Source organism: Nocardia asiatica NBRC 100129, assembly GCF_000308415.1.
Taxonomy (GTDB): Bacteria; Actinomycetota; Actinomycetes; order Mycobacteriales; family Mycobacteriaceae; genus Nocardia; species Nocardia asiatica.
On record NZ_BAFS01000174.1, the window covers coordinates 14,697 to 32,652 of the forward strand.

Annotated in this window: 15 protein-coding genes and 1 pseudogene; 6 read left to right on the forward strand and 10 right to left on the reverse strand. The window is 70.4% G+C overall.

Annotated features, from left to right (window positions below):
* Positions 1–23 precede the first annotated feature (23 nt).
* Both efp and ON27_RS16610 read right to left on the reverse strand, forming a co-directional pair.
* Positions 24–587, reverse strand: a complete 564-nt coding sequence (gene efp, locus ON27_RS16605) for an elongation factor P (protein WP_043727401.1) — start codon at positions 585–587, stop codon at positions 24–26.
* Positions 588–634: 47 nt separating this feature from the next.
* A complete protein-coding gene (locus ON27_RS16610; RefSeq protein WP_245559977.1) occupies positions 635–1,762 on the reverse strand; it encodes a M24 family metallopeptidase in 1,128 nt (375 codons plus the stop codon).
* A 222-nt stretch (positions 1,763–1,984) separates the two neighbouring features.
* Here ON27_RS16610 and ON27_RS16615 point away from each other — a divergent pair, with 222 nt between their 5' ends.
* From ON27_RS16615 to aroB, 5 genes and pseudogenes are all read left to right on the forward strand, one after another.
* Positions 1,985–2,452 (forward strand): prepilin peptidase, encoded by a 468-nt coding sequence (locus ON27_RS16615; RefSeq protein WP_043727407.1) that lies wholly within the window; start codon positions 1,985–1,987, stop codon positions 2,450–2,452.
* A gap of 204 nt (positions 2,453–2,656) precedes the next feature.
* Positions 2,657–3,538, forward strand: coding sequence for a universal stress protein (locus ON27_RS16620; RefSeq protein WP_043727409.1), 882 nt, complete (start codon positions 2,657–2,659; stop codon positions 3,536–3,538).
* A 167-nt stretch (positions 3,539–3,705) separates the two neighbouring features.
* A complete protein-coding gene (aroC, locus tag ON27_RS16625; RefSeq protein ID WP_043727452.1) occupies positions 3,706–4,914 on the forward strand; it encodes a chorismate synthase in 1,209 nt (402 codons plus the stop codon).
* Positions 4,911–5,429 (forward strand): annotated as a pseudogene (locus ON27_RS44785) (shikimate kinase); the annotation flags it as partial. The gene aroC and the pseudogene ON27_RS44785, both read left to right, overlap by 4 nt.
* Before the next feature lie 359 nt (positions 5,430–5,788).
* Complete coding sequence (gene aroB / locus ON27_RS16635; RefSeq protein ID WP_043727416.1) at positions 5,789–6,910, forward strand: 3-dehydroquinate synthase; 1,122 nt, start codon at positions 5,789–5,791, stop codon at positions 6,908–6,910.
* Between the two features lie 552 nt (positions 6,911–7,462).
* Here aroB and ON27_RS16645 read toward each other — a convergent pair.
* From ON27_RS16645 to ON27_RS16670, 6 genes are all read right to left on the reverse strand, one after another.
* Entirely contained in the window at positions 7,463–7,921 is a 459-nt protein-coding gene (locus ON27_RS16645; protein ID WP_043727456.1) for a B-4DMT family transporter, read from the reverse strand.
* 54 nt (positions 7,922–7,975) lie between these two features.
* Positions 7,976–8,797 (reverse strand): shikimate dehydrogenase, encoded by an 822-nt coding sequence (locus tag ON27_RS16650; protein WP_043727420.1) that lies wholly within the window; start codon positions 8,795–8,797, stop codon positions 7,976–7,978.
* Positions 8,787–10,271, reverse strand: a complete 1,485-nt coding sequence (locus ON27_RS16655; protein ID WP_043727422.1) for an endolytic transglycosylase MltG — start codon at positions 10,269–10,271, stop codon at positions 8,787–8,789. Before ON27_RS16655 ends, ON27_RS16650 begins: the two co-directional genes overlap by 11 nt.
* The gene (gene ruvX, locus ON27_RS16660) at positions 10,268–10,831 is read right to left on the reverse strand and encodes a Holliday junction resolvase RuvX (protein WP_043727425.1); all 564 of its coding nucleotides are present in this window, start codon (positions 10,829–10,831) and stop codon (positions 10,268–10,270) included. Before ruvX ends, ON27_RS16655 begins: the two co-directional genes overlap by 4 nt.
* Positions 10,831–13,500, reverse strand: coding sequence for an alanine--tRNA ligase (gene alaS / locus ON27_RS16665; protein WP_043727430.1), 2,670 nt, complete (start codon positions 13,498–13,500; stop codon positions 10,831–10,833). The genes ruvX and alaS overlap by 1 nt, the downstream gene beginning before the upstream one ends.
* A gap of 95 nt (positions 13,501–13,595) precedes the next feature.
* Positions 13,596–14,939 carry a replication-associated recombination protein A gene (locus tag ON27_RS16670; RefSeq protein ID WP_051046683.1) on the reverse strand — a complete coding sequence of 448 codons (1,344 nt, stop codon included), beginning with the start codon at positions 14,937–14,939 and terminating at the stop codon, positions 13,596–13,598.
* A 163-nt stretch (positions 14,940–15,102) separates the two neighbouring features.
* Between ON27_RS16670 and ON27_RS16675 the strand changes: the two genes are divergently transcribed.
* Positions 15,103–16,722 carry an alkaline phosphatase D family protein gene (locus ON27_RS16675; protein WP_043727433.1) on the forward strand — a complete coding sequence of 540 codons (1,620 nt, stop codon included), beginning with the start codon at positions 15,103–15,105 and terminating at the stop codon, positions 16,720–16,722.
* 13 nt (positions 16,723–16,735) lie between these two features.
* Here the strand turns inward: ON27_RS16675 and ON27_RS16680 are convergent, their stop codons facing one another.
* Together ON27_RS16680 and ON27_RS16685 are read right to left on the reverse strand one after the other, a co-directional pair.
* Complete coding sequence (locus tag ON27_RS16680) at positions 16,736–16,987, reverse strand: hypothetical protein (RefSeq protein ID WP_043727435.1); 252 nt, start codon at positions 16,985–16,987, stop codon at positions 16,736–16,738.
* A gap of 202 nt (positions 16,988–17,189) precedes the next feature.
* The coding region (locus ON27_RS16685) for a phosphotransferase family protein (RefSeq protein WP_043727437.1) at positions 17,190–17,956 on the reverse strand (767 nt) is incomplete at its 5' end.

Consider the following 17,956-nt stretch of genomic DNA (forward strand, 5'->3'; position numbering starts at 1 on the left):
CCCGGATCGGCCGGTCGGCCGGATCAGGCGTTGACCCGGCCGAGGTAGCTGCCGTCGCGCGAGTCGATACGCAGCTTGTCGCCGGTGTTGATGAACAGCGGGACCTGCACCTCGGCGCCGGTCTCCAGGGTGGCGGGCTTGGTGCCGCCGGTGGAGCGGTCGCCCTGCAGGCCGATGTCGGTGTGCTGGACCACGAGCTCGATCGAGACCGGGAGCTCGACGTACAGCGGAGCGCCCTCGTGCATGGCGACCTGCACGGTCATGTTCTCCAGCAGGAAGCGAGCGCCGTCGCCGATGGTGGCCTCGGAGATGGAGATCTGGTCGAAGGTCTCGCCGTCCATGAAGACGTAGTCCGAGCCGTCGTGGTAGAGATAGGTCATGTCCCGGCGGTCGACGGTGGCGGTCTCCACCTTCACACCGGCGTTGAAGGTCTTGTCGACCACCTTGCCGGACACGACGTTCTTCAGCTTGGTCCGCACGAACGCGGGGCCCTTGCCCGGCTTGACGTGCTGGAACTCGATGATCTGCTGGAGCTGACCGTCGATCTTCAGCACAAGGCCGTTCTTGAAGTCGCTGGTGTCCGCCACTGTCTTCGGATCTCCTCGTTCTACCGCTTGGTCTCGGGTGACCGGCGTCAGTCGACGACGGTCAGGTCTTTGCCGGTGTGGGTGAGCAGCTCCGGGCCCCCTTCGCGCACCACGAGCGTGTCCTCGATCCGGACCCCGCCGCGGCCGGGAAAGTACACACCTGGTTCGACGGTCACCGCCACGCCAGTCAGAAGTGTACCGGTTCCGGTTTTCGCGATTCCGGGCGCTTCGTGGATCCGCAGACCCACCCCGTGGCCCAGACCGTGCACGAACAGCTTGCCGTGCCCGGCGGCCTCGATCACCGCCCGCGACGCGGCGTCCACGTCGGCCACCGGCGCCCCCGGCCGCAGCGCCTCGCAGCCGGCTCGCTGCGCCGCGGCGACCAGCTCGTACACCTCGCGCTGCCAGGCGGTCGGCGCGCCGAGTACGAAGGTGCGCGTCATGTCGGAGTGGTAGCCGCCGACCACCGCGCCGAAGTCCAGTTTCACGAAATCGCCCGCGGCCAGCACTGCGTCGGTCGGGCGGTGATGCGGGACAGCCGAATTCGCGCCGGTCGCCACGATGGTCTCGAACGAGACCGCTTCGGCGCCGTGTTCGAACATGGCCCATTCCAGATCCCGGGCCACCTGGCGCTCGGTACGCCCTGGACGCAGCCCGCCGCGCGCGAGCAGCGCCGCCAGGCCCGCGTCGCCCGCCGCGCAGGCCGCGCGCAGCTGGCGCACTTCGTAGGCGTCCTTGACCATGCGCAACTGCTCGACCAGTCCGGGAGACGCGACGAACTCCAGGCCGGTGCGCTGTTCGAGGAAGCCGCGATGCTGCTCGACGGTGACCACATGGCTCTCGAAGCCCACCCGGCCGAGTTGCCATTCCCCGGCCAGTTGCACGATGCGCCGCGCGGTGGCCCGCGCGATCTCCGCACGCAGGTCGGGAGCCTGTTCGGCGACCTGGGTCCGGTACCGGCCGTCGGTGCCGAGCACGGTGCGGTCCTCGGCGGTGCGCGTGTCCCAGGCGTGCACCAGCAGTGCCGCGTTGGAGCCGGTGAACCCGGTCAGATATCTGATGTTCACCAGATCGGTGACCAGCAGGGCGTCCACCCTGTTCTCCACCAGCAGGCTGCGCAGCGCGCTGCGCCGCGCCGCGTAGTCCGGCACATGACCCTGGTGATCAGCACACATGTGACAAAACTACCGCCGACACACCGCGCGCCGTCGGGCAACACGTGTTCAGCGCGCCGTCGGCGGTGATCGAAGCGCCTCCACCTGACCCGAATAGCTTGGCGCACAGCGCATCTCACCTGTCATGCCATAGCTGACCATACGCCTGTTCACATTCCCCATGTTGTGCACATTCCTGGCCCACACGACATTTTCGCCCTGCAACCGGCCGAAGGTGGGGGCATGACTCCTCTCGCATGCGCCGCGCTCACGGTGTGGTGCGCGGTACTGACCGTGTTCGACTTGCGCGAACGGCGCCTGCCGAACGAATTGACCGGTTCGGGCGTTCTGACCGTTCTCGGATACGCCTTGATCACAGAACAATTCACGATCGCGCTGCTGGGCGCACTGCTGCTGTCGGCGCCGTACCTCCTGGTGCACCTCCTCGCACCCGCCGCGCTGGGTGCGGGCGATGTCAAACTCGCGGTGACGCTGGGGGCGGCGGCCGCGCTCGGCGGCGCTCGGACGTGGGTGTGGGCGGCGCTGGGGGCGCCGGCGCTCACGGCCTGCCTCGCGGTCGGCGCGCTGGCCTGCCGCGCCGCCTCCGGTGCCGCCGTCCGCGGAGCCACCGCTCTCACCGTGCCGCACGGGCCCGCGATGTGCTCGGCGACGCTGCTGGCCTTGCTGTCGGCGGCGCTGGGCTCGACCTGAGCCCGACGGTCGCGAGCCGGAGCGCCCGCGATGGCGCGCCTGGACCGCATCCCGAAGCCAGCAAATTCACCGCAATCCATCGGTAGCATTACCGCGGGCAACGACCCCCGGACACCCGACGGATCCGTTCCAGGTGTGCGGCAGCTCCGCGCGTTGCCCCTCGAGTGCGCCATGCCAGCGATGCAGCCCGGAAGGAGCCGCCGAGTGAATCCGAGGCATCCGTCGCGGAGACCGATCGTCGCGGGAACCGACGGTTCCGCTCAGTCGATCGTCGCGGTGCGCTGGGCGGCGCAGACCGCCGCGCTGCACGACGCGCCCTTGCACATCGCGCTCGTCGTCGAGTCCTCGCTCGGCTCCGACGACGACGATCCGCCGCGGCCGGCGGCGCTGCTGCGGGTGCGCGAGGCCGACGAGGCCGTCGAGCGGGCCGCCGAGGCCGCCGTAGCGGCCGCGCGGGCAGTGCGCGACATCGCCATCGGCACCGAGATCCGCACCGCGCACATCGCCACCGCCTTGATAGAGCGCTCCCGGAGCGCGGCCATGCTCGTGGTCGGCACGCGCGGTATGGGCCGGGTTCAGCGCGTGCTGCTCGGATCGGTCAGCGCCGCCGTCGCGCGCGGAGCCGACTGCCCCGTCGCGGTGGTTCCGGCCGAGACACCGCTGTGGGACCGGACGAGCGCCGGCCCGGTGATCGTCGGGGTCGACGGCTCCACCGCCGAGCAAGCCGCCATCGAGGTGGCGGCCACCGAGGCGTCGCTGCGCGGGGTCGAGCTGGTCGCCGTGCACACCTGGGGCGAAGTCGAGCCGCTCGCCGCGATCGGCACAGATTGGGCCGCGCTGCGCCGGACCGAGGAGGCGCTGCTCGCCAAGAGTCTGGCCGGCTGGCAGGAGCAATACCCGGAGGTGACCATCCGGCGGGAGGTGGTCCGGGACCGTCCGGAACGGCGGCTGCTCGAGCGCTCTCGCGACGGGCAGCTGCTCGTGGTGGGCAACCGTGGCCGAGGGACTCTCGGGCGGCTGCTGTTCGGCTCGGTCGGCGACGCGTTGCTGCGGTCGGTGGAACGCCCCATCGTCATAGCCCGTTGAGCGCCTCGGCCCGAGCCACTTCACCGGCGGTCGTGCGGCGCGCTCCAGCGCGTCCGAGCCGCTTGCCGCGCGATCGCTGAGCGCCTCGACCCGTGGTACCCGGCTCGCCCCTCGCAACGGCGGGCCAGGTTCCCGGGCACCGGCGTCGACATGGGAAGATGAACGATGTGCTGCGTTGGATAACTGCCGGAGAATCCCATGGTCCCGCTCTCGTCGCCATCCTCGAGGGGATGGTGGCAGGCGTCGAGGTGACGTCGGACGAGATCTCCACGCAGCTGGCCCGCCGCAGGCTGGGATACGGCCGCGGCGCGCGGATGAAGTTCGAGGCCGACAAGGTCACGGTCGTCGGCGGCGTGCGGCACGGACGGACCATGGGCGGCCCGGTCGCCATCGAGGTGGCCAATTCCGAATGGCCGAAGTGGACCACAGTGATGTCCGCCGACCCGGTCGATCCGGCCGAACTCGCCGAGCTGGCCCGCAACGCCCCGCTGACCCGGCCCCGGCCCGGGCACGCGGACTACTCCGGCATGCTGAAGTACAACTTCGACGACGCCCGCAACGTGCTCGAGCGCGCCAGCGCCAGGGAGACCGCCGCCCGCGTCGCGGCGGGCACCGTCGCGCGGAATTTCCTGCGCCAGGCGTTCGGCGCGGAAGTCGTCTCGCATGTCGTCTCGATCGGCACGGCGCACAACACCTCGGGTGTCGTCCCGACCGCCGCCGACCTCGCCGCGGTGGACGACAGCCCGGTGCGGGCGTTCGACAAGGACGCCGAAGCGGCGATGATCGCGGAGATCGAGGCGGCCAAGAAGGACGGCGACACCCTCGGTGGCGTGGTCGAGGTGGTCGTGGAAGGACTTCCGGTCGGCCTCGGCTCGTTCACCAGCGGCGAGAACCGGCTGGACTCCCGGCTCGCGGCCGCCCTCATGGGTATCCAGGCCATCAAGGGCGTCGAGGTCGGCGACGGTTTCGAGACCGCGCGCCGTCGCGGCAGCCAGGCGCACGACGAGATGCGGCCCGGCCCCGACGGCGTGCTGCGCTCCACCAACCGCGCTGGCGGCCTGGAAGGCGGTATGACCAACGGTGAGGCGCTGCGCGTGCGTGCGGCGATGAAGCCGATCTCCACCGTGCCGCGCGCGCTGTCCACCGTGGACATGACCACCGGCGACGAGGCCGTGGCCATCCATCAGCGTTCGGACGTGTGCGCCGTGCCCGCCGCGGGTGTGGTCGCCGAATCCATGGTGGCGCTGGTCGTCGCGCAGGCCGCGCTGGAGAAGTTCGGCGGCGACTCGATCACCGAGACGGTCGAGAACATCACCAGCTACGTCAAGCGGATCAGCACCCGCCCGCACGTGCCCGCGGACAGTCGGTCGCAATGATCGTGCAGACCGATCCGCGCGCCCCGCGCGTGGTGCTGGTCGGACCGCCCGGGGCGGGAAAGTCGACGATCGGCCGCAAGCTCGCCAGGGAACTCGGCGTCGAGCTGTACGACACCGATGCCGGTATCGAGCGGGAGACCGGTCGCACCATTCCGGAGATCTTCGCTGAAGACGGTGAGCCCGAGTTCCGCAGGATCGAGGAGCGGGTGGTGCGCCGTGCCGTGCTCGCCGAGCGCGGCGTCGTCTCGCTCGGCGGCGGCGCCGTGCTGTCGGAGAACACCAGGACCCTGCTGCGCAACCGCACCGTCGTCTACCTGGAGATCAGTGTGGCCGAGGGCCTTCGGCGCACCGGCGCGAGCACCCAGCGGCCGCTGCTCAACGGCGCGGACCCGGGCGCGAAGTACCGGGAGTTGATGCGCACCCGTCGCCCGCTCTACCGGGAGGTCGCCACTGTCCGGGTCCGCACCGACGGCCGCAGCCCCGGCCGGGTGGTGCGCATGATCATGACCAAGCTCGGCATGGAACCGGCGGAGCAGGCCGAGGCGGAGCTGCGGCCGCCGCCCAGCGGAATCCCGCAGGGCAGCAGCCGATCCCGGGCCCGCCGTCGCGCGCGAGCCGGAGCCGCGTCCCGGCGCAAGCACGCCGATCCGAGCGAGCCCACCGACGCCGCCGCCGTTCCCGCACCGGAATCGGCCGTCGAAGCCGTTCGATCCCGCCGCGCCCGGCGGAGCGTGACGAGCGAACCCGACGCCGCGACCGCAGCGGGCAGCGGTGAACCGGCGGGCAGCCGATCCAGGCGTGCCCGCGCACGCCGTGCTCGTTCCCGGGCCCGGCAGCAGTCGACAACAGCAGCAACAGAATCGGAGCAAGCCACGTGACAGAGCCGAGTCGTCTCGAAGTCCGGACCGCCGACCCGTATCCGGTGATCATCGGCCGCGGATTGCTCGGCGAACTCGTCGAGTCGGTCGACAGCGCCGCCAAAGGCGTGCGCACCGTGGCCATCTTCCATCAACCGCCGCTCACCGAGACCGCCGAAGTGGTGCGTAAGGCGCTGGCCGACACCGGTATCGACGCGCACCGCGTCGAGATCCCGGACGCCGAGGCGGGCAAGGACCTGGCGGTCGCCGGATTCTGCTGGGAGGTGCTCGGACGCATCGGCCTGACCCGCAACGACGTGGTGGTCAGCCTCGGCGGCGGCGCGGCGACCGACCTTGCCGGATTCGTCGCGGCCACCTGGATGCGCGGCGTGCGCATCGTGCACGTGCCCACCACGCTGCTGGCCATGGTCGACGCCGCGGTCGGCGGCAAGACCGGCATCAACACCGAAGCGGGCAAGAATCTGGTCGGCTGCTTCCACGAACCCGCCGCCGTGCTGGTCGACCTGGCCACCCTTGAGACGGTGCCGCGCAACGAGATCGTCGCAGGCATGGCCGAGATCATCAAGGCCGGCTTCATCGCCGATCCGGTGATCCTCGACCTGGTGGAGCGCGATCCGGAGGCCGCGCTCGATCCGGCGGGCGAGGTGCTGCCCGAGCTGATCCGCCGCGCGATCCAGGTGAAAGCCGACGTCGTCGCCGCTGATCTGAAGGAATCCAGCCTCCGGGAGATCCTCAACTACGGCCATACCCTCGGCCACGCCATCGAGCGGCGGGAGCGCTACCGGTGGCGGCACGGCGCCGCGGTCGCCGTCGGACTGGTGTTCGCCGCCGAACTCGGACGGCTCGCGGGCCGTCTCGACGACGCCACCGCCGACCGTCATCGCGCCATCCTGTCCGCTGTCGGACTGCCGACCAGCTACGACGCCGACGCGCTGCCCCAACTGCTGGACGCCATGCAGACCGACAAGAAGACCCGCTCCGGCGTGCTGCGCTTCGTCGTGCTCGACGGCCTGGCCAAGCCCGGCCGCCTGGAAGGGCCCGATCCCACCCTGCTGGCCGCCGCCTACTCCGCGATCGCCCGGGAGGACAGCCCCAGCGGCGGCGCGGTCCTGCTGTAGCGCTGCCGTATGTCCGGCGCTGGACGGCGGTGGATTCGAGCAAACGGAAACGGCGCACCCGCCAAGGAAGGTGCGCCGTTTCCGTTACGTCCGAGTGCTACGGAACCCAGAGGTCGTACCTACCGCTACCGTCATTTCGCTTGACGCACTTCGCCCGATCACTCCACAGCGGTGCGTCCTTCGTGCAGCTGGCCAGCGAGACGTTCGACGCCGAAGCCACACATTTGAACCCCCAAGTCGGTTGCTCCGACGCACAGCCGTCGGCTTGGGCCACCGCCTGTCCGCCGAACCCCAACGCGGACGCGGCGATCGCCATCGCGGCGGCGACCCCGATTCGAATGAACATGACTGCCCCTCCCATTGAAATGCCTTGAACAGCAACATATTACCCACCGTGACGGCAGTGGCAAGAGGATTGGACGCGCTCGGACGATGTCGGCAGAGCCGCCACCGATGGCAGTGCGGCAGACCATGCGCGCCGCATGAGCCGAGAGCCAAGGTACCCGGTCGGAGCAGACCGGGTCGCGCCGGTGCGCGGGCGGCGAACTCGGGTCAGGCGGGACTGTGCGCGGGACCGGACTGTTTCGTGGCGCGACGCTCGGAGCGGGCGCGGCCGATGCCGACGCCGATGAGGGCGGGGACGAAGACCAGCAGAACGATGAACGACGCGGCCGCGGTCAGCTCGAAGAGCAGGCCGTTGTCTCCGAGGTCGAATCTGGGCAGCCAGTCGAGCAACCAGGCGCCGAGGCCGCTGCCGAGGCCGGCCACCACCGCGGCCTTCAGCCACAGCAGGGTCAGGTCGGTGCCGCGCTCGGGATCGGGCTGGGCCGTCCTGTCCTTGCGCCCGTCCAGGAAACCCCAGGACAGGACGGCCGCCAGGAGCACGATCAGCGCGAGCGCGCGCATCCACGCCCCGTGGGTCGGCCAGTACACCATCGCGAACCCGAGCACGGCGCGCAGCAAGACGACCAGCGCGCCGAGCACGATGGCCCGCAACACCCAAGCATTCATGCGCACCACCCTAACCCCGCACCACGTCCAACCAAACTAGAACCGGTATCAATTCTAGGGTCGATGCGCCTCGACCAGCGCCGCCGCCATCTCCGCGCGCGGCGCCGACCGCCCGGTGAACAGCTCGACCTGCCCGTATGCCTGGTTCAGCAGCATCTCCAGACCGCTGACCACCGTGTGCCCGGCCCGCTCCACCGCCTCGGCCAGCGGGGTGGGCCACGGGTCGTAGATCGCGTCGAGCACCACCGGCGCCGCTGCCACCGCCGGGGCCACGACCGCGGCCGCGGTGGCGGGAATGGTGCTCACCACGGCGCCTGCCGCCGCACAGATGCCGTGCAGGGACCGGGCATCGAATCCGGCCAGTGCGGGGACCATCCCGAGCCGCTCGGCGAGCTCCAGCGCGCCACGGGCCCGCCCCGCGTCCCGCGCCACCACGGTGACCGACTTCGCGCCCAGCTCCGACAGCGCAAGCAGGGCGGGCCGCGCCGTGCCGCCCGCACCCAGCACCACGCCCTCGGCCACGTCGGTGACGCCACCGCCGCGCAGCGCGCCGAGCACACCGTCCACGTCGGTGCAGTCGGCCAGCCAGCCCGAGCCGGCACGGACCAAGGTGTTGGCCGATCCGACCAGTACGGCCCGCTCGGTGCGCTGGTCCGCGTGGGCCAGCGCCGCTTCCTTGCCGGGCATGGTCACCGACAGCCCGACCCACTCCTGCCCGAGCCCGTCGACCAACCCCGGCAGTTGCTCGGCCGAGCACTCGATGCGCTCATAGCTCCAGTCCAGTCCGAGCGCCCGATACGCGGCCAAGTGCAGCTGTGGCGATCGCGAGTGCGCGATCGGCTTGCCCAGCACCGCAGCCTTGCGACTATCGGCCACCGCTGTCCTTCGAACTGTCGAGAATGCCGCTGCGCTGCGCCCTGGCGATCAGCCGCAGATGCTCCTGATAGTCGTCGGTGAACAGGGTGGTGCCCTGCTTGTCGACGGTGACGAAGTACAGCCACGGCCCCACTTCGGGATTCTCCATGGCGCGCAACGCGTTCAGCGACGGCGCGGCGATCGGGGTCTTGGGCAGTCCCCGCATCGCATAGGTGTTCCAGGCGGTTTCCTGGGCGCGGTCGGCGTCGGTGGTCGCCACCTCGGTGCGATCCAGGGTGTAGTTCACCGTCGAGTCGAACTGCAGCATCTGATCGACCCGCAGCCGGTTCACGATCACCCGCGCCACTTTGCCCATGTCCTGCGGCTTCGCCTCACGTTCCACCAGCGAGGCGGCGACCAGCGTCTCGTACGGCGTCAGTTTGGTGTCGGCGCCGGACTGCAGCAGTCCGGTGGATTCATAGCTCTTCGCGCTCGCGGTCACCAATTGCCGCAGGATCTGTTCCGGTGTACCGCTGGGATCGAAGTCCCATGTGCCCGCGGCGATGAGGCCTTCCAGCTGCCTGGTCCGGTCCGGGCAGTCCCGGACACCCTGCATCGCCCATGCCGGCACTCCCAGCGCGGCCAGGTCCAGGCTCGCGCCCGCGGCATCGAGCTGTTCGTAGGTCACGCACTTCTGGTCGGCGCCGGTGCCGATACAGCTGGCCTCCGCGATTTTGCGGTAGATGCCGTCATACCGCCCGCCGGTGCTCATGTCGTGCTGATCGTGCAGCAGCCGTCCCTCGGAGACGACCAGGTTGCCCACCCTGGACTGCTTGCCGACCAGCGCGGCCACCGCCTCCACGGCGGGACTGCGGCTCGGGATCGCGTAGAAGCCCGGCTGCACCGCGCTCATGTTCGAGTTCCGTACGGCCGCTTCGATGAACGCGCCGGTGCTCGCGACGACGCCCTTCTCGAGCATGGTCGCCGCGATCTGGGTCGAGGTGTCGCCGTCGTGCACTTGCACGATCACCAGGGGGCCGGACGGACCGGCGTAGTCCTCCGGCGGGCCGAAACTGGCGACCAGCTTCATGCCCGCGAAGACCACGGCGCCGCAGAACAGCAGCGCGAAGACGCCTCCGACGATCCATATGGTGCGGCGGCGCCGCTTGCGCTCGGCGGCTTTGCGCGAGGCGACCCGGGACCGCTTGCCACGCCCGGAGCGCCCGGAACGCTCGGGCCGGTCGCGCTTGACGCGGCGCGGGGCCTGCTCGCGCGTGGCGCTCGCGCGCTGCCCACCCCGCCGCGGGGCGGGCGGAGGCGGCGCGGGCGGCTCGTCCTCCTCGTCGTCGACGTAGCGGGGGATGACGGTCGTGTCGTCGTCGTAGTAGTCGTCGCCGTCCTCGTGTTCGCCCCAGGCCCGGTCGTCTCTGCGATAGCGCCGATCAGCTTCGCGCTGTCGGAACAGTTCCTCGGCCCGCGCCCACCGATCCGTCATGCATCGTCCCCGGACGACGCAGGACGTCCCGCTTCCACCGACCTCAACACCGCACTCCGTTCGTCCAACCATCCTTGCAGGATCGACACGGCCGCCGCCTGATCGATCACCTGCCGCTGGCCACGCGCGCGAACTCCACTGTCCCGCAATGCACGTGCAGCTGACACCGTAGTCAAACGTTCGTCGGAAAGCCGGACCGGCACCGGACCGACGGCGGCCCGCAATCGCTCAGCGAATGCGCTGGCCAGCGTAGCCGCAGTGCCCTTCTCCCCGCGTAATGTTCGCGGCAATCCGACGATTACCTCTACTGCCTCGTACTCCCGCACAATTTCGGCAATTCTTTCGATATCGGGTGCGGGAGCCGAACGGCGCGACTGTTTCGCACGGGGCACCGTCTCCACCGGGGTGGCGAGGATGCCGTCGGGATCGCACGCGGCGACCCCGATCCGGACACTGCCGACGTCGACGCCGATCCGCCTGCCCCGACCGGGATCGGTGGCGGGATGGGGCCGGTCGGCGCCGTGCGGCGCCGACCTCTCCGGTTCTGCGGCCTCGCCCATCACCCGGCCAGTTCGGCCACCCGCGCGCGGACCGCCGCCAGGCCCGCCGGAATGCCGGACGGGTCCGAACCCGCGCCCTGGGCCATCTCCGGCTTGCCGCCGCCGCGTCCGGCGACACTCGGGCCGAAGCTGCCGACCAGATCGCCCGCCTTGACGCCGAGCTCTTGCGCGGGCTTGTTCACCGCGACGACGAACGGCACCTTGCCGTCGGCGTTGCCCAGCAGCACCACCACGGCGGGCTCACTGCCGAACCGGCCGCGGATGTCGGTGGCCAGCGTGCGCAGATCACCCGCGGGTACGCCCTCGGGCGCGGCCACGGCCACCAGCAGCAGACGGCCGATCCGCTCGGCCTCCTCGACGAATCTGCCCGCCGAGGACAGCACGGCGGCCATCTTGGTGCGCTCGAGCTCCTTCTCGGCCACCTTGAGCCGCTCCACCAGCTGCTCGACGCGACCCGGCACCTCCTCGGAGGGCACCTTCAGCGCGGAAGCCACACCGGCCAGCAGGGCGCGTTCCTTGGCCAGGTACTTGTAGGAGTCCAAGCCGACGAACGCCTCCACGCGGCGCACCCCCGAGCCCACCGACGCCTCACCGAGCACGGTGATCGGACCGATCTGCGAGGAGTGCTGCACATGGGTGCCACCGCAGAGTTCCATCGAGAACGGGCCGCCGATCTCCACGACGCGGACCTCGTTGCCGTAGTTCTCGCCGAACAGGGCCAGCGCACCCATCTGCTTGGCCTTCGGCAGGTCGGTGACGAAGGTGTTCACCGGGAAATCGGCGCCGACCGCGTCGTTGGACACGGCCTCGATGTCGGCCTTCTGCTGCTCGGACAGCTGACCCTGCCAGTTGAAGTCGAAACGCAGGTAGCCCGGCTTGTTCAGCGACCCGGCCTGCACGGCGTTCGGGCCGAGCACCTGCCGGAGGGCGGCGTGCACCATGTGCGTGCCGGAATGCCCCTGGGTCGCGCCACGCCGCCACGCCGGGTCCGCCTGAGCGAGGACGATATCGCCCTCGGTGATCTGGCCGTGCTCCACGGTGGCCTTGTGCACCCAGAGTTTCTTGGCGATTTTCTGCACGTCGTTGACGCGCAGTTTCAGACCCGAGGAGGCGGTGATGGAACCGCGGTCGGCGATCTGGCCACCGGACTCGGCGTAGAGCGGGCTGCGGTCCAGGATGACCTCGACGTCCTGACCCGCGGTCGCGGCGGGCACCCGCACGCCGTCGGCGATCAGGGCCAGCACGGTGGCCTCGGAGGTCAGTTCGTCGAAACCGGTGAACTCGGTGGCGCCCCGGTCCACCAGTTCCTTGTAGACCGTTAGGTCGGCGTGCGCGTGCTTGCGGGCCTGAGCGTCCTCCTTGGCACGCTTGCGCTGCTCGGCCATGAGCGAGCGGAAGCCCTCCTCGTCGACCGACAGCCCGGCCTCGGCGGCCATCTCCAGCGTCAAATCGATCGGGAATCCGTAGGTGTCGTGCAGCGTGAAGGCGTCCGATCCGGCGATCGTGCTGCCGCCCTCGGCCTTGACCGCGGCGGCGGTGTTGTCGAACAGCGTGGAGCCGGTGTTCAGCGTCTTCAGGAACGCCGTCTCCTCACCCACCGCCACCGTCTCGATCCGGCGGAAGTCGGTCGCCAGCTCCGGGTAGGACGGGGCCATCAAGTCGCTGACGACCTTCATGAACTCGCTCATCACCGGCTTCTGGGCGCCGAGCAGGCGGGCCGAGCGCACGATGCGGCGCAGCAGGCGGCGCAGCACGTAGCCGCGGCCGTCGTTGCCGGGGTTCACGCCGTCGGCGATCAGCATGGCGGCGGTGCGGGCGTGGTCGGCGATCACGCGGAAACGGACGTCGTCCTCGTGCTGGACGCCGTAGGAGCGCCCGGTCAGCTCCTCGGCCTTGTCGATGATCGGGCGCAGCAGGTCGGTCTCGTAGACGTTGTCCACGCCTTGCAGCAGCAGCGCGATCCGCTCGACGCCCATACCGGTGTCGATGTTCTTCTTAGGCAGCGACCCGACCGGCGGATGGCCCAGCTTCGGGCTCAGCTCACCGCGAACATCCTGCATGAAGACGAGATTCCAGATCTCGAGGTAACGGTCCTCGTCGGCGACCGGCCCGCCGTCGCGGCCGTGCTCGGGCCCGCGGTCGTAGTAGATCTCCGAGCAGGGGCCACCGGGGCCGGGCACGCCCATGTCCCAGTAGTTGTCCTTGCCGTCGCGGAACTGGATGCGCTCCTCGGGCATGCCCGCGACCCGCTTCCAGATCTCCGCGGCCTCCGGGTCGTCCTGGTAGACGGTCACCCAGATCCGCTCCGGATCGAACCCGTAACCACCTTCGTCCTGCGGCTTGGAGATCAGCTCCCAGGCGAGGGTGATCGCCCCCTCCTTGAAGTAGTCCCCGAAGGAGAAGTTGCCCGCCATCTGGAAGAAGGTGTTGTGCCGCGTGGTGACGCCGACCTCTTCGATGTCACCGGTCCGCACGCACTTCTGCACGCTGGTCGCCCGCGGGTAGGGCGGCGCCTCCTGACCCAGGAAGTACGGCTTGAACTGGACCATGCCTGCGTTGACGAACAGCAGGTTCGGGTCGGCCAGGATCAGCGAGGCACTCGGCACCTCGGTATGGCCGGCACGGAGGAAATGGTCCAGGAAACGCCGTCGAATCTCGTGGGTCTGCACGAATACCCAGCCTACCGGTGCCGCGCACGCGAATTTCCATCGACCGGGGCTGCCCGCGCGTCCCGGCGACCGGCCCGCGAACCGGTCCCGCCGGGTCAGCCTCGGACGATGCGGCGCAGCTTGTCGACTCTGGGACCGATCTCGCGTTCGTGGCCGTGATCAGTGGGTTGGTAGTAGTCGACACCGACCAGTTCGTCGGGCGGGTACTGCTGGGAGAGCACGCCGTCCTTGTCGTCGTGCGGGTACTTGTAGCCCTGGGCGTTGCCGAGCGCCGCCGCGCCCGGGTAGTGACCGTCGCGCAGGTGCGGCGGGACCGCACCCGCCTTGCCCGCCGCGACGTCGGCCATGGCCGCGCCGATCGCGGCCACGACGGCGCCCGATTTCGGGGCGGTCGCCAGGTGGATCGTGGCCTGCGCCAGCGCGAGGCGGCCTTCGGGCAGACCGACCAACTGCACCACCTGCGCGGCGGCGGTCGCCGTCTGCAGCGCCATCGGGTCGGCCATGCCGATGTCCTCGCTCGCGTGGATCATCAGCCTGCGGGCGATGAACCGCGGATCCTCCCCCGCGCTGAGCATGCGCGCCAGGTAGTGCAGCGCGGCGTCGACGTCCGAACCGCGGATGGACTTGATGAACGCGCTGATCACGTCGTAGTGCTGGTCGCCTGCCCGGTCGTAGCGCACCGCGGCCTTGTCCACGCTGGCCTCGACCAGGTCCACGTCGACGGTGCCGTCGAGCGAGGACTCGGCCGACGCTTCCAGCGCGGTCAGCGCGCGGCGGGCATCGCCGCCCGCGATCCGGACGATGTGGTCGAGCGCGGCCTCGGTGACGGTGTACGCGCCGGCCAGACCGCGCGGATCGGTGATCGCGCGGGTGAGCACCTGACGGATGTCGGCCTCGGTCAGCGACCGCAGTTGCAGCACCAGCGAGCGCGACAGCAGCGGCGACACCACCGAGAACGACGGGTTCTCGGTGGTCGCGCCGACCAGCAGGACGATCCGGTTCTCCACCGCGGCGAGCAGCGCGTCCTGCTGCGTCTTGGAGAAGCGGTGTACCTCGTCGATGAACAGCACGGTCTGCTCGCCCGCCGACAGCCTGCGCCGGGCCAGGTCGATGACCGCGCGCACCTCCTTGACGCCCGCCGACAGCGCCGACAGCGCCTCGAACCGGCGACCGGTGGCTCGGGAGATGAGCGCGGCCAAGGTCGTCTTGCCCGTGCCGGGCGGGCCGTACAGCAGCACCGACGCGGCGCCCGAACCCTCGATCAGCCTCCGCAGCGGAGAGCCGGGCCCGAGCAGATGCTGCTGGCCGACCACTTCCTCCAGCGCCGCCGGACGCATACGCACGGCCAGCGGCGCACCCGCGTCTTTGCGCACCACCGTGTCGATCGAATGCTCCGGGGGCACCGCGGCGCCGGGCACGTCGAACAAACCATCGCTCACCCGCACGACGTTACCGAGCCGCACCGACAGCGCGACATGCCGTTCCCGCGGGGACGGCGCGGTCCGGACCAGCACGGCGGCGAACCCGAGTTGCGAGTCACCGGCACTTCGGATGGGATCGGTACCCGTGCCTGAAAACGTTCCCGTTTCAGATCCCTCGTCCATGCCGCGCTTCGCTCGGCGCGTCCTCCTGGCGGGCGGCGCGGCCGCCGCCACCGCCACCGCGGTACTGGGCTCAGGACGCGCGGCAGCCGCCACACCGGTCTTCCGGCACGGCGTCGCTTCGGGTGACCCACTTCCCGACGGTGTCATCCTCTGGACCCGCGTCACCGTCTCCGACGACGCCGCACCCGGCTCCGGTCTGGGTGAACCGGCGACCGTGCGCTGGGAGGTCGCCGCGGACGACCGGTTCGCCTCGATCGCCGCCTCCGGAACCGCGACGGCCTCGGCGGAGTCCGATCACACCGTCAAGGTCGACGTGTCCGGCCTGGCGCCGGGTGTGGAGTACTTCTACCGCTTCAGCGCTCTCGGCGAGACCTCTCCGGTCGGGCGCACCAAGACCGCACCGGCCACGGAGGACGCACCTGACCGCCTCCGTTTCGGCGTGGTGTCGTGCTCGAACTGGGAGGCGGGTTACTTCGGCGCCTACCGTCACTTGGCCGCCCGCACCGATCTGGACGCGATCGTGCACCTGGGTGACTACATCTACGAATACGGCAGTGGCAAGTACGGGGGGCGCAACGGCGCCGTGCGTTCGCACGAACCGGCCGAGGAGATCGTCAGCCTGGCCGACTACCGCGTCCGCCACGCGCAGTACAAGACCGACCCGGATCTGCTCGGCCTGCACGCCACACTGCCGTTCATCTGCACCTGGGACGACCACGAATCCGCGAACAACTCGTGGTCCGGCGGCGCGCAGAATCACGATCCCGCGATCGAGGGCGGCTGGGCCGACCGGCGCGCCGCCTCCGCCCGGGCCTACCTGGAATGGATGCCGGTCCGCGCGTCCGGGTCCGGCGCCGACGTGCGGATCTACCGCAGGCTGCGCTTCGGCACCCTGGCCGAACTCGCCATGCTCGATCTGCGCAGCTACCGCGACCAAGAGGCGAAGCCCGGCGCCGACTGGCGCGAGGCCGACGATCCGGCGCGCACCATCACCGGCAAGGCACAGATGGAGTGGCTGACCGCGGGCCTGGCGTCCGCGCCGGTGCGGTGGAAGCTGGTCGGCAACTCGGTGATGATCGCTCCCCTGGTCTTCCCGCCGCTGGAGCCGGCGACCACGGCGGCGATCACCAGCACCATGGGCATCCCGCAGGCCGGCCCGTCGCTCAACGGCGACCAGTGGGACGGCTACACCGCCGACCGCGCCCGCCTGTTCCGCACCATCCTCGACCAGCAGATCTCCGACGTGGTGTTCCTGACCGGCGACATCCACTCCTCCTGGGCCGCGGACCTCCCGGTGGACGCGGCGAACTACCCGGGCGGGGCGACGGCGGGCGCCGAGTTCGTGGTGCCGTCGGTGACCTCGACCAGCATCGGCGACATACTCCGGGTGAACTCCGCGCCGCTGGCGGCCTCGCTCGCGTCGGTCAATCGTCACCTGCGCTATGTGGAACTGGACTCGCACGGTTACGGCGTCCTGGAGATCACCGCCCACCACGCGCAGATGGACTGGTACTACCTGCTGAACGTGACGGACCCGAATTCCGGTGTGCGCCATGGAGCTTCGTTCGCGGTGCGTTCCGGAGGCCGGATCGAGCCGCGGCAGGTCCCGGTCGGCTGACCGTCGCGCCGGATCACTCGCCGCCGGCGCACCCACCGCCGCTGCATCCGCCGCCGCCCGCGGAGTGGTTGTTCGGCTTGCTGTGCGATCGGTTCCGCCACCGCCGGGCGCGAGCCGCTTTGCTCAGCTGCGCCCCGGCGGCGCGGGCACGCGTCGTCGTGTCTTCGCCGATTTGGCGGCGGGCGTCGCGCCGCCGCCGGATCACGACGCCGAGCACAGCAGCGACGAGACCGATCACGAATACGACCAGCAGCAGGTAACCCACGCGGGCACTCCTCTCCCCCGCGCCCGCTCCCTACCTTCGAGCGAGCGCTCCGAAACTCTCATTGTGCCTGGCGCACAGCGAGATTCATATCCCGGTGCAGGCGACAGGGCGAACGGACCCGCGGTCGCGCACGGCGATCGTTTCGGTGGCGTCGACCGGCCACCGACCGCCCAGTGGCGATCCTTCCCCGACCGCGGAAGACCTACTCCGACCAGCGCTCTTCCAGCATCGCCGAGACGTCTTCGGCGAAATCGCCCACGATGTCGTCACCCGTGCACCGGGCATCTTCGGCCAGCGCGGCCCAACGGTTGATCAGCGCCGCCGAGCGCGGGACCGACAGCCCGTGCTCCCTGGCCGCCGCGATACGCGAGTGGTCGGCGGGCAGGAACCAATAGGTGGACAGCCACACCCAGATCAGCCTGGCTTCCAGGATGCGTTCGTCGAGTTGCTGATCATCGGCCAGCGCGGGCCACACGCCGACGACCTCCGCTCGCCACGCCTCCACCATCTGCCTGGCGCGTTCGCGGGAGAGTTCGACATCGCACAGGCAGCCGGGAAAGGACACCAGCGCGTAGGCGATGTCCAGGGTGGCGTCGCGGAACCCGCCCCACTCGTAGTCGAGGAAGCGAGCGCCCTCCTCGTTCAAGATCACATTGTCCGGGCAGAGGTCCGACGGGCTGAACGCCCGGAAGCGGCCCGCGGAATACAGCCGATTGCCCCGCACGATCCGCTCGGCGATCTCGCCGGGCACCTCGATGCCCAGTTCGCGCTGCAGCATCCCGGGCACCTCGGCGATCGCCGACTCGGCCTGCTGCGCTATGCCGTCCACCCGGTGCACCACGTCCACCCGGCGCAGCAGCGCGACGAAGTCCGCCTCGCGCCCGACGGTGGCGGCGTGCATCCGGCCCAGTGCCTGGGCGAACGCCATCAGAGCGTTGCGGGCGGCGGTCTCGGCGCCCGACCGCAGCA

Excerpts from the sequence above, each read along its gene's own strand:
- ON27_RS16675 (WP_043727433.1), top strand. The coding sequence starts at position 15,103 with ATGCCGCGCTTCGCTCGGCGCGTCCTCCTGGCGGGCGGCGCGGCCGCC.
- ruvX (WP_043727425.1), bottom strand. The coding sequence starts at position 10,831 with ATGGGCGAGGCCGCAGAACCGGAGAGGTCGGCGCCGCACGGCGCCGAC.
- ON27_RS16615 (WP_043727407.1), top strand. The coding sequence starts at position 1,985 with ATGACTCCTCTCGCATGCGCCGCGCTCACGGTGTGGTGCGCGGTACTG.
- ON27_RS16645 (WP_043727456.1), bottom strand. The coding sequence starts at position 7,921 with ATGAATGCTTGGGTGTTGCGGGCCATCGTGCTCGGCGCGCTGGTCGTC.
- ON27_RS16655 (WP_043727422.1), bottom strand. The coding sequence starts at position 10,271 with ATGACGGATCGGTGGGCGCGGGCCGAGGAACTGTTCCGACAGCGCGAA.
- ON27_RS16610 (WP_245559977.1), bottom strand. The coding sequence starts at position 1,762 with ATGTGTGCTGATCACCAGGGTCATGTGCCGGACTACGCGGCGCGGCGC.